Below are 13,357 nucleotides of genomic sequence, written 5' to 3'. Positions count from 1 at the left end.
GTTAAAGTTGACGAAGCGACGGCCATCGGAAGTCAAGGACACGCCGGTCGCCTGATGCGCGAATTGCGCAACCTATGTGGGAGGACTCGCTGGCTGCGCCAAGGCTGTCGTGCCGAGCGCAATCGCGGCAAGCACGCCGATGCTAGCTGCGCCGGCAATGAATGACTTCGTACTGGTCATGCTACCTCCGTGCCTGAATTGAAAGGTCTAGTTGCGGCGTGGATCACCGACGGTAATCGCAGCGTCCTGTGCTTGGCTGACTGACCGTATAGAGGCGCGTCGGAAAACTCATGTCGAGCGAATAAACGGCCCGTACGCTCAGACTGAGATGCAGCCTTGGCATTGAGCAGCGGCTGCACGTTTCGCTGAAATTGTTTCGGTTCAGGCGTTGAACGACCAGTGTCGTCCGGCGCTTCCGAAAAACATCATCTGCGACGAAACACTCCATGCGATGTGAGCAAAGATTTGGATGCTCCGTGCTGCTGATTTGCAGATGCGCTCCGAGCCATGATGAGGTCGTGACTCCTCTTTCACATCTCACATTTCATAATCCTGCTCGTGCTGCGCCGCTCAGCCCGCCGCGACCCCGAATAGCCGACCGACCCCTGCTGTCACCGCCATCGCCAGCGCTCCCCAGAATACGACGCGGATAACCGCCGGGGCGAGCTTCGCACCGCCAGTCTTCGCTCCCGCCCCGCCGAGCACCGCAAGCAAGACCAGCGCGACCGCGACCACCGCGTAAAGAAGCGTCGATGCTGGCGCCAAAAGGACGGTCAGCACTGGGCAGATACCGCCCGACACGAACGATGCCGCGCTTGCCAGTGCCGCCTGGACCGGGTTGGCTGCCGATACCTCTGTGATCCCAAGCTCGTCGCGTGCATGCGCCCCGAGCGCGTCCTTCGCCATCAGCGCGGCCGCGACCTCTTTCGCCAAGGTCGAACTCAGGCCGCGCTTGATGTAAATCGCGGCGAGTTCACGCGCCTCGCCGCGCGGGTCGACGCGCTGCTCCTCGGCTTCGCGGGCGAGGTCGGCGGCCTCGGTATCGGCCTGGCTGCTGACCGAAACATATTCGCCGGCTGCCATCGACATCGCGCCGGCGGTCAGCGCGGCAATGCCCGCGAGGAGGATGGTGTGGGCTCCTGGCTTGGCGGCGGCGACGCCGACGATTACGCTCGCGGTCGACAGGATGCCGTCGTTTGCGCCGAGTACGGCGGCGCGCAGCCAACCAATGCGAGTAATGAGATGCTGCTCTTGGGCTGGAGACGAGGTCATGGAAACGATTCACTTATCGCCGTCGAACGTGGGTCGACGTCGGCACCGATAGGCGTCGCAACTGCCCGCAACTAGCTTTTGTCCAAAGAGCCGATCCAAAGTACTAAAACCGTGTTGCGAACTGCAATCCACCGCCACTGCTGTCGCCGTAGGCGGTTAGGCGTGTGGTCCGGTTCAGATGGCGAGTAAACAGATGCGCCGAGCCCTCGCCGATCGCCGCGCCGGCAACCGCATCGTACCAATGGTGGTCGCGCGTATGGACACGGGCGAAGCCGACGACGGCCGCGAGGGCTTCGAACGGCAGCCCGACCCTCCAGCCGTAGCGCACGTCAAGGTAGCCGGCACCGGCAAAGGCGATCGAGGTATGCGCCGAGGGAAACGAATGCTCGCCGCCATTCGGGCGCTGTTCCTTGACCGAGTACTTGAGCGCCTCAGTGGCGGCGACCGTCAACGCTCCGGTCTCCGCGAGTTCGATCAGTCCGGCGCGATCGTTTTCGAAAAGCGAGATGCCGCCGGCCGCGAGCGGGATGCCAATCTCGCCAACGTTGGCGAAGCCGTGCCAGAACTTGTCACTCGCCGCGGCGGGGGCGGCCGTCGCTGCTGCAATGGCGAGGGCGGCACAAAGGTCGACAAGGCGCGGCATGATAACTCCCGGGACGAGCAGGCAAGGCCGCACGCCTAGCGCCCATTCGAACCGGGCCAATATAAATTCGGGTTCAGAATTCGCCTCCAGGCCCCACTAGGGCCACCGCACTGCCCTGCCCAGCAAAGCGCAGCGTGAAGCCGTGGAGGTCGCCGATCGCCTTGACGAGGCTGAGACCGAGACCCGCCCCCGCATAATCGTGTGCGCCGCGGTAGAAACGCTGGGTGACGAGCGACCGCTCAGCGGCGGGCACTCCCGGGCCGTCGTCGGTGACAGTAATGACGGGGACGTCCCCCTCCTGATGCAGCGACAGCACCACGCGCCCGCCGGCTGGTCCGAACTTCATCGCATTGTCGAGGAGGTTGGCGACCGCCTCGATCAACAGGCTCGCATCGCCATCGACCGCGATCACCGGTTCGATATCGCAGACCAGGTCGATGCCGCGATCCTCGGCGATCGGCCGGTAGAGATCGCACGCATCCTCCACCAGACGCGCCAGGTCGACCGGGGCGAAGCGGCTGCGACGAGCGTGGTCTGCGAGTTCGCGGATACGCAGCAACGCGGCGACGATCCCAAGTAACTGGTCGATTTCAGCAAGGGCGGCATCACCCGCCATGGCGAACGCGGTCGGGTCGGTCGCTTCGCGCAGGCTGCGCTCGATACGGGCGCGCAGCCGGGTCAGCGGTGTCCGCAATTGATGCGCGATGTCATCGCCGACGCCGCGAACATCGGCGACCAGAGACTGCACGCGGTCGAGCATCGCATTGATATGCGCGCATAACACCCCGAAGCTGTCGGGGTGTGCCTCAACCGCGAGCCGCTGGTGGAGATGGCCGGCGACGATGTGCTCGGTCAAGGATCGCACCGCATCGACCTGCTTCGCCGCGCGCCGCCCAGCGACGAGGCCGAAGCCGACCGCGAGGAGAAGGCCGGGGAGAAGGCCGAACATCAGCGACCGCTCAACGACGCGCAGCGCCTCCTCGGCATCGTCGAGGTCGACGCCGGTCAGCAGTCGCGTCCCGTTGGGCATCGCGCAGACGGCGAGCCGAGCGACGTCGCTGTCCTTGCCGGGCAATTCGGTCGGCTCCACGGTAGCAATGACCGACGCCGTGCCGGTCGCTGTGACGGGAAGCCGCGCAACGTTGCCCTCAATCGGCGCGCCGCTCGGCGTGAACAGGCCGATGAAGCGATCACGGTGAATGTCGCGGGCCAGCATCGCACGCACCTCCGTCCGGCGCTTGGGCGGCGTGAGTGCGGCGAGGCGGCGGCAATCGACCGCGAAGATGCGTTCGACCGCGCGCTGGTGACCCCCGGCTGCGAGGAGCCAGAACAGCGTGGCGGTAATCAACGACTGCCCAACCAGCATCGCCGCAATCGCCCCGCCCCAGCGCAACGTCGCGAGCGCCCGTGGACTAAGCGACGACATTGAAAACATATCCTTGGCCGCGCACGTTGCGGATTAGCTGTGGCTCGCCATCTCCGTCAACCTTGCGGCGCAAGCGGCCGATATGGACATCGACGACATTGCTGTTCGGCTCGAAGGTATAGCCCCAGACGTCGCGAAGGAGCATGGATCGCGTCACAATCCGGTCGGGGCGGCGGATGAGATAGTCAAGTAGCTTCAGTTCTCGGGGCAGCAACTCAAGCCGCCGCCCCGAGCGCGTCGCAGTTCCCGCGAGCAGATCGAGGTCGAGTGGACCGACGATTAATCGCGTATCGCGCGTCTCGTTCGGCCGCCGCAGCAATGCCTCGATGCGCGCGACGAGTTCAACCAGCGCGAATGGCTTCGGCAGGTAATCGTCGCCGCCCGCGCGCAATCCGCGGACGCGGTCGTCGAGGCTGCCGAGCGCGCTAAGGACGAGCGCGGGCGTGCGCCGTCCCTGGCTCCGCAACCGGGCGATCAGCTCCAGCCCCTCACCGTCGGGAAGCTGGCGGTCGACAATAAGCAGGTCGACGGTATCGTCCAGGGCGGCGGCTAAGCCCTCGGCCGCAGTCGCCCGATGGGTCACGCCGTAGCCGTTGCCGGTGAGCTCGAGAGTAATCTCGTGCGCGGTTCCAGCATCGTCCTCGATGAGTAGGATATGCGTCACGATGTCCTGTTCGCAGTCCGCCTCCCGGACCGTCAACTGAATAGCATTTCAGACTCTGAACCCGGATTTAGTCGACCGCGCCGAATGACGGTTGCTAGCACCGGCGGCCAAACTTTCGGGAGCATAATTTGATGCGGACCGCCGCCATGGTCCTTCGGACCGGCGTAAGAATGATGTGCGCCGTAGGGCTGACCGTCGCAATATTTCCTGCGGCCGCTGCCTCTGCTGATACCGACGGCGCGGTTAGCATCGACCGGCTGGTCGACGACGTCGTCGCCAACAACGCCGAGCGGCAGTTCTATGAACGCGAACTGGCTGCTGCACGGATCGGGCGCACGGCGGCGGGTCGGCTGGCCGATCCCGAGTTGATCGTCGAGTTCGGTGAGAAGACGACCAGCGGTGTTCTACCGTCCGGCGGCGGGAACGGCGGCGGCACCCTGGGCCCGGGGCCGGCCTATCAGGTGTCGATCGTCCAGCCGCTCGAATTCAACGGCCGGATCGCGCTGCGCCGGGCCATCGCCGACCGCCAGATCGACATCGCCGTACTCGGCTACCAGCAATACACCGCGACGCTGGCGGCGCGCGCGCGGACGCTCGCCTACACGCTGTTCACCGCATCGGCGAAGGTCGATGCGGCCAACGCCGTCGCGACCCGGATCGAAGGCGTCGCCGCGGTGACCGTGCAACGCGACATCGCAGGGCCGTCGCCTTTGATCGCCGCGCGCATCCTCGAGGCCGGGGCACTGATCGCGCGGCGGCAGGCCGAAACCGCGATCGCGGATTACAACTCCGCGCTGTATGAGCTCAATCAGCTTCGCGGGACGCCGTTCGCATCGCGCATTCGCCTGATCACCCCGCCGCTCGACTTGCCCGCGCTGCCGCCGCCAGCGGTGCTGGTCGAGCAGGCGCAGACGCGCAATTTCGAAATTCGCAGCCTGCAAGCCGAACTCGACCAGCAAGGCCTCAAAGTTTCGCTGGCGCGGCGATCGCGCGCCGGACTGGTCAGCGTCGGGCCTTATTACCGGCAAGAGACCGCAGGAACGACTGATCGCTTCGCCGGCATCCACGTCACCATGCCGCTGCCCGTGTGGAACCGCCAGGCCACCGACGTCGCTATCGAACAGGGCCGCGTCGCGCAGGCAGAGTCGTCACTGTTCGCGCAGGTACGGACTGTCGAGCGGAGCCTGTTCGATCAGGCGGCAATCTACCGCGCGCGGAGCGCAAGCCTTACCCGGCTCCCGGCCAACAGCGCCGCGCGTTTCCGCGAGATGGCCGACCTTGCTGAACGCAGCTACCGCCTCGGCGCGGTGACGGCGACCGTCTATCTCGATGCGCAGCGCCAGTATCTCGATGCGGAGACGGCCATCCTCGACACGCGGCGCGAGGCGCTCGCGGCCAGGCTGCAGGTCGATGTCCTCACCGGCAACACGACCGGCGACGCTCGGTGATAGGCACACTGGTCGATTGGTCGACGCGCCAGCGCGGCGTCGTGCTATTGCTGCTCGCGCTGCTCCTGGCCGCCGGGGGCTATGCCCTCTACACGTTGCCGATCGAAGCGGTGCCCGACATCACCGGGGTCCAGGTCCAGGTGAACACGCCGGTCGCCGCGATTGCGCCCGAAGCGGTCGAGCAGCGCGTCACCATCCCGCTCGAACGCGCAATGATGGGCGTCCCCGGACTGACCGAAATGCGGTCGATCACCAAGTTCGGCCTCTCGCAGCTTACGCTCGAGTTCGAGGACGGCACCGACGATGTCCGCGCGCGGACGCTGGTGTCGGAACGGCTCCAGCAGACAGCAGCGATGCTCCCGCCCGACGCGCAGCCAACGCTCGCGCCGATTTCGCCCGGGCTCGGCGAGATCTTCTACTATACGCTCGATTGGGCACCAGGCGCGAAGGCCAAGCCCGCCGACCCGCAGCAAGCGCTGATGGACCTGTACGAGGCGCAGGAATATATCGTCAAAATCGCCCTGCGCGGCGTCAGGGGTGTCGCCGAGATCAACAGCAACGGCGGGCTCGAAGCACAATTCCTCATTCAGCCGCGCCCCGAACGCCTCGCCGCAGCGGGGATGACCTTTGGCGATCTCGCTGACGTCATCAGCCAGAACGTCGAGGATTCGGGCGGCGGCGCAGTCACGCGCGGCCCCGAACGCCTGACGATCCGGACGACCGGCAAGGTCCAAAGCGTCGACGACATCGCCCGGCTGCCGGTCAAGTTCGCCGCCGGGGTCCTGCCGCTGACCGTTGGCGACCTCGCCAAGGTCGATATCGGTTCGCGCATTCGCACCGGTGCGGCGACGATGAACGGGCATCAGGCGGTGCTCGGCACCGTTATGATGCTCATCGGCGAGAACAGCCGCGCGGTCGCGATGCGCGTTTCGGCGGCGATCCCCGGCATCCGCGCGTCGCTGCCGCCGGGCATGACGCTGACCGTCGAATACAGTCGCGCGACGCTCGTCGACAAGACGATCGGCACGGTCGAGAAGAACCTTTCCGAAGGCGCAATCTTCGTCTGCGTCGTCCTGTTCGTCGTCCTAGGGAACTGGCGCGCCGCGCTCCTCGTCGCGCTCGTCATCCCGACCGCGTTCCTGTTCGCCATCGGCGGGATGCGGATCGGCGGCGTGTCGGGCAATCTGATGAGCCTCGGCGCGCTCGATTTCGGGATGATCGTCGACGGCGCGATCGTCATCGTCGAAAACTCGTTGCGGATGATGACGGTTCGTCGGGCCGACAAGTGCAGCGACCTCGATCCCGAGGAACGTCGCGTCGCGGTGGTCGACGCCGCACGCCAGGTCGCCGGGCCGATGGTGTTCGGGGTCGCGATCATCACTCTTGTCTACGTGCCCGTGCTGTCGCTGACCGGGGTCGAGGGCAAGACCTTCCACCCGATGGCAATCGCGGTGATGCTCGCGCTCGTCGGCGCACTGGCAATCGCGCTGACGCTCGTGCCGATGTTGACCGCATGGTTCCTGCGCCCGTCGGGCAAGGCGGGGCATGAGGACCGCGACAGCTGGATCGTCCGCCGGGCGACGAAGCTATACCGTCCGGCACTCGACTTCGCTTTGGCACGAACGCTCCTGGTTTCGATCGTCTCGCTGGCCCTCGCCGTCGGGGCGTTCGCACTGTTTTCCGGTCTCGGCGCCGAGTTCGTCCCCAAGCTCGACGAAGGGTCGATCACGACGATGGTCTACAAGCCGGTTGGCACCAGCCTCGACAAGTCGCTGGCGATGGAGATTGCCAGCGAGCGCGCGATCATGCGGCGCTTCCCGCAGGTGACGAGCACCTTCTCGCGCATCGGCACGAGCGAGGTCGCGACCGACCCGATGCCGCCGAACGAGAACGACCTCTACATCTTCTACAAGCCCGAGGCCGACTGGCCCAAGGGTGACGGCCAGCCGAATGACAAGCCGGCATTGATCAAGGGCATTGAGGACGTGCTCGACAAGCAGGTTCCCGGCCAGACCTTCGAATTCGCCCAGCCGATCGAGATGCGCTTCAACGAGATGCTCCAGGGCACGCGGTCGGACGTCTCGGTCAAGATCTTCGGCGAAGACTATGACACGCTCGAAAAACTGACCGCGCAGATCGCCAAAGTGCTTAAGGCGACCAAGGGCGTTGGCAGCGTCGAGCCTGAATCACACGGCCGCACCAGCACGCTCGAACTCGAGATCGATCGCGCCGCGCTTGCTCGCTACAATCTGACGCTGGCGGCGGCGAACCGCGCGGTTTCCACCGCGCTCGCCGGCCGGACGACGGGGTCGATCCTCGAAGAAGGCCACCGCCACGACGTCGTCGTCCGCATGACCGAGCTCGAGCGGGCGAGCGACACCGCGATCCTCGACCTGCCTATCCGCGTCGGCACCGACGGCCTCGTCTCGCTCGGGCGGATCGCGACAATCAAGACCATCAAGACCGTCGACCCGATCATGCGCGACAATTCGAGCCGTCGCGCGGCGCTGATGGTCGGGATCGGTGACCGCGACGTCGAGAGCTTCGTCACCGAGGCGCAACAGGCGATCGCCAAGCAGGTCAAGCTGCCCAAGGGCTACCACGTCGAGTTCCAGGGCCAGTTCCGCAACCTCGAGACCGCGCGCACGCGCCTTACGATCGTGGTTCCCGCCGCGCTCGCCTTTATCTTCGTCCTCGTCTGCTTCGCGCTCGGCAGCGCGCGTCAGGCAATCATCGTCTTCACCGGCATCCCACTCGCCGTGACAGGTGGCATCTATGCTTTGGCGTTGCGCGGCATGCCGTTCAGCATCACCGCCGCGATCGGCTTTATCGCGCTGCTCGGGATCGCAATGCTCAACGGGTTGGTCATGCTCAGCCATATCAACATGCTGCGTTCAGACGGCAAGTCGCTCGACGATGCGGTTCACGAAGGGTCGCTCGACCGGCTGCGCCCAGTGCTCGCGACCGCCTTGGTAGCGAGCCTCGGCTTCGTCCCAATGGCGATCGCGACCGGCCCGGGGGCCGAGGTTCAGCGTCCGCTGGCGACCGTCGTGATTGGCGGGGTCATCACCTCGACGTTGCTCACGTTGCTTCTGCTGCCGGCGCTCTATCGTTGGATGGAGCGTCGAGCCGAAAGACCCGCCGCGAAAGCCGAGCCGGCGCGGCACGACCATCCGAGTCTGCAACCAGCCGAATAGGCTGGCGCGCGGGCCTTGCGACGACTGGATAATATAACGCCTGAGGCGCTTGAGAGGTTGGTCGAACGCCGCTAGTGCGCAAATCTGGGTCGACTCCAGGCCCGACCGCTTCGGGCAAACGGAACGTGAAAGCAGACATCCATCAAACTGGCTGCGGGATCCCTAAGACCCAAGATCAAACGTTCAGCGGCAAATGATGGTTGGTCAAAAGCAGTCGTTCGGTCATCTCGGTCGCATGGCTGGATTCAGGCGCCCTCTTGCCATCATGACCGCCTCCAGTCCGCGAAGCCTTGCCGCGGCTCACCGTTTGGCAGCTTGCAGCATATGCTCAAGGCCCTTGCCGACGCGGATGTCGCCACGAATGCGAAGTCAGAGATGCTTTGGCTCATTGTTCCAACCGAAACGTAGGTGGCGCTCTAGCGCACCGCCCGGTGGATCCTGACTGTCAGCCCTATTTCATTCTTCCATTTAGACATCTGATCGGTCGAGGGCCGATCGTTCCGCTGGCAATGGCGAGCGGCGATGCGTGGCTGAATTGTCACAAGTTTCGCCTTTGCGACGTGCGACAATTATGATCATTGGCTTAACAACATCGGCGCTTGACGATCATCTTCGTCAGGGGTCGCGATGGATAAAATAGCAGGCGATTGCGCGCGGTATGAAAAGTTCCGGCATGGTCCGGGTCGGTGATGATCGCGCAAATGCCGTCCGACGCGGCGGATATGCTTGCGAGTGCCAGGGGCATCGGCTTCGACAAGTGCATCTATGGGATCGATGAACCCGACGGCGTGATTGATCCGCCGTGGCGGCTGACGGGATCGGGCCTGACCGACCGCTACCGCAGCGAGTATCTCGACCGGGTCAATCAGGACCCGATGCGGCGGATGGTGGCGCGCGGCGAGATCGTCGTCGCCAACACGCCGATCGTCTGGGAGAATGACGGGTCGCGGCTGTCGATCTCGCCCGACCGGCGGCTGTCGGCGAGCGACACCGCGATGCTGCGCTGGTTCCTCGCGCAGGGCATGCGGACCGGCATCGCCTTCCGCATCCGCATGCCGCAGGGCCGATGCGCGTCGATCAATTTCTTCAGCGCGAGCGAGCACACCGCCGATGATCTCGATCGGGCGATGCAGGTGCTGTTTCTGATCGGCCACCGCCTTCACGCGCGGCTCGAGCCGACCTCCCCCGAGCCGCGCGACAAGCTGCTGTCGCGGCGCGAAAGCGAATGCCTTGAATGGATCGCGCGCGGGCTGGGCAATCGCCAGATCGCCGATACGCTCGGACTGTCGGTCGATACCGTCAAGGAACACGTCCACAGCCTGTTCATCAAGCTCAAGGCGACAAGCCGCGCGCACGCCGTGACGCGCGGGCATAGCCTGTCCTACCTCGACTAGACCGAGCCCCGCCCCCCTAAACGTGGGGGTAGGGTAAGCGATCCCGCACCCATAACCTTCAGGTCGAAATTGGGGAGCAACAAGGGCCGGAACGGTCCGCAAAATACGCCGTGACGCATGCAGTCGACGCGAGGCCAACGAGCCGTGCGGACGAGCATAATTGCAGCGCCAGCGGAAGGACGCGTCCTTGGGAGAGCGGGCCGCCCGGAACCGTCCGGGACGGAGGATTTGACGAAGGGGACGACGATGGCTCGATCAAAGATAGTGCATTCACGGCTTCTAGCCTCGGCGGGTATCGCCCTCGCCGTGCTGGGTGCCCCTGCGCTCGCCCAGACGGCGACTTCGACGACGGTCGCGGCGGCCGACGATACCGGCGCTGCGGTTGGGGATATCGTCGTGACGGGCTCGCGCATCCCGCGCGCGGGCTTCGATACGCTCCAGCCCGCGCAGACGATCAGCGGCAAGCTGCTCGACGACCGCGCGTTCCTGAACGCCGCCGACGCGCTCAACGAGCTGTCGGCGTTCGGCACCCCGGGGTCGAACAACACCGGGCAGCAGTCGGCGACCAACATCGGCCAGCAATTCGTCAACCTGTACAATCTCGGCGCGCAGCGGACATTGGTCCTCGTCAACGGACGGCGCTTCGTCTCGGGCAATGCGCCGACGGTCGGGGGCACCTTCGGCGGCGCGCCTCCGGGGCAGGAGGTCGACCTCAACACCATCCCGGTCGGGCTGATCGACCATATCGAGGTGCTGTCGGTCGGCGGCGCGCCAATCTATGGCGCCGACGCGATCGCGGGGACGGTCAACGTCATCCTCAAGGACAAATTCCAGGGGCTCCAGGTCGAGGCGCAGGACGGCGTCACGCGCTACGGCGACGGCACGTCGTACGTCGTCCGCGGCCTCGCCGGGAGCAACTTCGCCGACGACCGCGGCAACATCACCGCGACGATCGAGTATCAGAACCAGGACGGGCTGACCTACCTCAACCGCCCGAACTTCCTGCCGTACGCGACCTTCCAGCCGTCCGACGCGTGCACCGCGCGCGGCTTCAACGCGTGCTACGTCGCCAACGCGACAGTACCGAGCATCTTCCCCGGCGGCATTCCGGCGATCAATGCCGGACTCGCCAACTCAGGGAGCCCTGCGTACCCGAACGCGATCCACAATGCCGCCGGGCAGGTCGTCGCCTTCGCCCCCGACGGGACGCTCCAGCCGGTCAACCTCGGCATCCAGAACAACGGGCTGGTGTTCGGATCGGGCGGCGACGCCGACAACCTTGCCGGCCAGTCGCAGTTCGTCGCGCCGAACCACCGCCTGCTGATCGGCTCGATCGGGCATTACGACGTCACCGACCATGTCAAAGCGTATTTCGAGACCGAGTTCGCCCAGTCGACCGCGATACTCGGTGCGGCGCAGCCATCGTACCAGTCGGCGTTCTTCGCCGGGCAAAAGGGCGCGGCGCCGATCAAGTTCACCACCGACAATCCCTTCCTCAGCCCGCAGGCGGCGGCGGTGCTCAACGCTGCAGGCGCAAGCACCTTCTACGTTTCGCGCGCCAACCTCGATATCTCGCCGCAGTCGACGACCAACGATTCGACGACGTACCGCGTCGTCGCCGGGATCAAGGGCGACTTCGAGCTCGGCGGGCGGAAGATCAACTGGGATACCGCGTTCAACTACGGCCATTCCGAAAGCCGGTTGACCTACTACGACATCAACGAGACGAATTTTCTAAACGCGATCGACGTCGTCAAGGACCCCGCGACCGGACGCATCGTCTGCGCCGTGACGCTCACCCCGCCGGCGGTGCCCGCGGGCGGTGGCGGCCAGCCGACCTCGGTTACCGGCTGCCAGCCGCTCAACCTGTTCGGTGCGGGTGCGCCGAGCGCCGCCGCGCGCGCCTATGTCACCGCGCAGGACCTCGCGATGTCGATCCTCACGCAGCGCGATTTCCAGATCAATGCCAACGGCTCGCCGTTCGATATCTGGGCCGGACCGGTGCAGCTGGCGGCGGGCTTCGAATATCGCGAGGAGGGCGGCAGCTACAACGTCGACGCGTTCGCCGCCGCGGGTCTCGGGCGGGCCGCCGCCACGAGCGACGTCGCGGGCAGCTACAAGTCGCGTGAGGTCTACACCGAGGTCAACATCCCGGTCGTCTCGCCCGACATGGGCTGGAAGTTCATCCATTCGGCCGAAATCGACGGCTCGTTCCGCCGGATAGACAACAGCTACGCCGGGGTGTCGAACGTCTACACGATCGGCGGCAAGTTCTCGCCGATCCGCGATATCGAGTTCCGCGGCAACTTCACCCACTCGGTCCGCGCACCCTCGATCGGCGAGCTGTTCCTGCCGACGACCAACACCCAGTCGTTCGCGCAGGACCCGTGCGATCCGAACTTCATCAGCAGCAAGCCCGAGCGGCAGGCGAACTGCGCCGCGGTGTTCAAGACGCTCGGGGCCAATCTTGCGACGTTCAAGTCGAACGTCGTCAACGCCTCGGTCCTCGGCACGACCGGCGGCAATCCGAAACTGCTTAACGAGCGCGCCGATGCGTGGACCGCGGGCTTCGTCACCCGCCCGCGCTTCATTCCCGGGCTGACGCTCGCGCTCGACTGGATCGACATCCAGTTGAAGGACCCGATCACCAGCCTGTCGCTGACGCAGGTGATGAACGCGTGCTACGACACGTCGAGCTTCCCCAATAGCTTCTGCAACCTGTTTCAGCGCGACGCGGGCGGACAGGTCACGAGCTTCAGCACGCCGCTGGTCAACGCCGGCGCGCAGGGGTTCAACGGCGCACAACTCGACATGACCTACACCTTCGGCGTCGGCAGCCTGCCGGTGATCCGCTGGCTGGGCATGCCCGAAGGCAACGACTACGGCACGCTGACTTTCGATATCAGCGGCTTCTACACCAACCGCCACGACTTCACGATCCTTGGCGTGACGACGCCGACGCGCGGCAATATCGGCGATCCGAAGGTGCGTTTGAACGTGTCGGGGCGCTATACGCGCGGGCCGTTCAACGTCTATCTTCAAGCGCGGCACCTGAGCAGCGGCTCGTCCGACGTGACGCTGCCGGCGAAGTCGCAGGAGATACTGACGGCAAAGGCGTACACCGTGTTCAACGGCTCGCTCGGCTACGACATCACCAAGAACGTCACCGCGCAGCTGGTCGTCAACAACGTCTTCAACACCGCCCCGCCCGCTTATGCGATCTCGCTCAGTTCGAACGCCGCACTCGGGTCATACGACTATCTGGGGCAATTCTTTGCGTTCAAAATCAAGGTCAAGGTGTGATCCGCGGTAC

Annotated in this window: 8 protein-coding genes; 4 read left to right on the top strand and 4 right to left on the bottom strand. The window is 65.3% G+C overall.

Annotated features, from left to right (window positions below; all coding sequences use genetic code 11):
• Positions 1 to 570 precede the first annotated feature (570 nt).
• The 4 genes from KZX46_RS02870 to KZX46_RS02855 all read right to left on the bottom strand — a co-directional run bounded on the left by KZX46_RS02870 (position 571) and on the right by KZX46_RS02855 (position 4,005).
• A complete protein-coding gene (locus KZX46_RS02870) occupies positions 571 to 1,272 on the bottom strand; it encodes a VIT family protein (protein WP_216711511.1) in 702 nt (233 codons plus the stop codon).
• A gap of 103 nt (positions 1,273 to 1,375) precedes the next feature.
• Complete coding sequence (locus KZX46_RS02865; protein ID WP_219773822.1) at positions 1,376 to 1,915, bottom strand: phosphatase PAP2 family protein; 540 nt, start codon at positions 1,913 to 1,915, stop codon at positions 1,376 to 1,378.
• A 73-nt stretch (positions 1,916 to 1,988) separates the two neighbouring features.
• The gene (locus KZX46_RS02860) at positions 1,989 to 3,341 is read right to left on the bottom strand and encodes a HAMP domain-containing sensor histidine kinase (protein ID WP_226895831.1); all 1,353 of its coding nucleotides are present in this window, start codon (positions 3,339 to 3,341) and stop codon (positions 1,989 to 1,991) included.
• On the bottom strand, positions 3,328 to 4,005 hold the full coding sequence (locus tag KZX46_RS02855) for a response regulator transcription factor (protein WP_216711508.1): 678 nt from the start codon (positions 4,003 to 4,005) through the stop codon (positions 3,328 to 3,330). Before KZX46_RS02855 ends, KZX46_RS02860 begins: the two co-directional genes overlap by 14 nt.
• A 131-nt stretch (positions 4,006 to 4,136) precedes the next feature.
• On the opposite strand from KZX46_RS02855, the gene KZX46_RS02850 reads away from it, so the two are divergent.
• The 4 genes from KZX46_RS02850 (at position 4,137) to KZX46_RS02835 (ending at position 13,347) form a co-directional block, all read left to right on the top strand.
• The gene (locus KZX46_RS02850) at positions 4,137 to 5,453 is read left to right on the top strand and encodes a TolC family protein (protein ID WP_226895830.1); all 1,317 of its coding nucleotides are present in this window, start codon (positions 4,137 to 4,139) and stop codon (positions 5,451 to 5,453) included.
• Complete coding sequence (locus KZX46_RS02845; RefSeq protein WP_219773820.1) at positions 5,450 to 8,650, top strand: efflux RND transporter permease subunit; 3,201 nt, start codon at positions 5,450 to 5,452, stop codon at positions 8,648 to 8,650. The genes KZX46_RS02850 and KZX46_RS02845 overlap by 4 nt, the downstream gene beginning before the upstream one ends.
• Positions 8,651 to 9,339: 689 nt before the next feature.
• Positions 9,340 to 10,044: a LuxR family transcriptional regulator gene (locus KZX46_RS02840; protein ID WP_219773819.1), complete on the top strand. Its 705-nt coding sequence runs from the start codon at positions 9,340 to 9,342 to the stop codon at positions 10,042 to 10,044.
• A 246-nt stretch (positions 10,045 to 10,290) separates the two neighbouring features.
• Entirely contained in the window at positions 10,291 to 13,347 is a 3,057-nt protein-coding gene (locus KZX46_RS02835; RefSeq protein WP_219773818.1) for a TonB-dependent receptor domain-containing protein, read from the top strand.
• Positions 13,348 to 13,357 lie beyond the last annotated feature (10 nt).

Origin of the sequence: Polymorphobacter sp. PAMC 29334 (genome assembly GCF_019431245.1) — a bacterium.
Taxonomy (GTDB): domain Bacteria; phylum Pseudomonadota; class Alphaproteobacteria; order Sphingomonadales; family Sphingomonadaceae; genus Polymorphobacter_B; species Polymorphobacter_B megasporae.
Note: the sequence above shows the minus strand (reverse complement) of the source record. Positions and strands in the feature narration are given on the sequence as shown.

Coding starts and splice junctions, on each gene's coding strand:
- KZX46_RS02870 (WP_216711511.1), bottom strand. CDS start 1,272: ATGACCTCGTCTCCAGCCCAAGAGCAGCATCTCATTACTCGCATTGGT.
- KZX46_RS02865 (WP_219773822.1), bottom strand. CDS start 1,915: ATGCCGCGCCTTGTCGACCTTTGTGCCGCCCTCGCCATTGCAGCAGCG.
- KZX46_RS02860 (WP_226895831.1), bottom strand. CDS start 3,341: ATGTCGTCGCTTAGTCCACGGGCGCTCGCGACGTTGCGCTGGGGCGGG.
- KZX46_RS02850 (WP_226895830.1), top strand. CDS start 4,137: ATGCGGACCGCCGCCATGGTCCTTCGGACCGGCGTAAGAATGATGTGC.
- KZX46_RS02840 (WP_219773819.1), top strand. CDS start 9,340: ATGATCGCGCAAATGCCGTCCGACGCGGCGGATATGCTTGCGAGTGCC.
- KZX46_RS02835 (WP_219773818.1), top strand. CDS start 10,291: ATGGCTCGATCAAAGATAGTGCATTCACGGCTTCTAGCCTCGGCGGGT.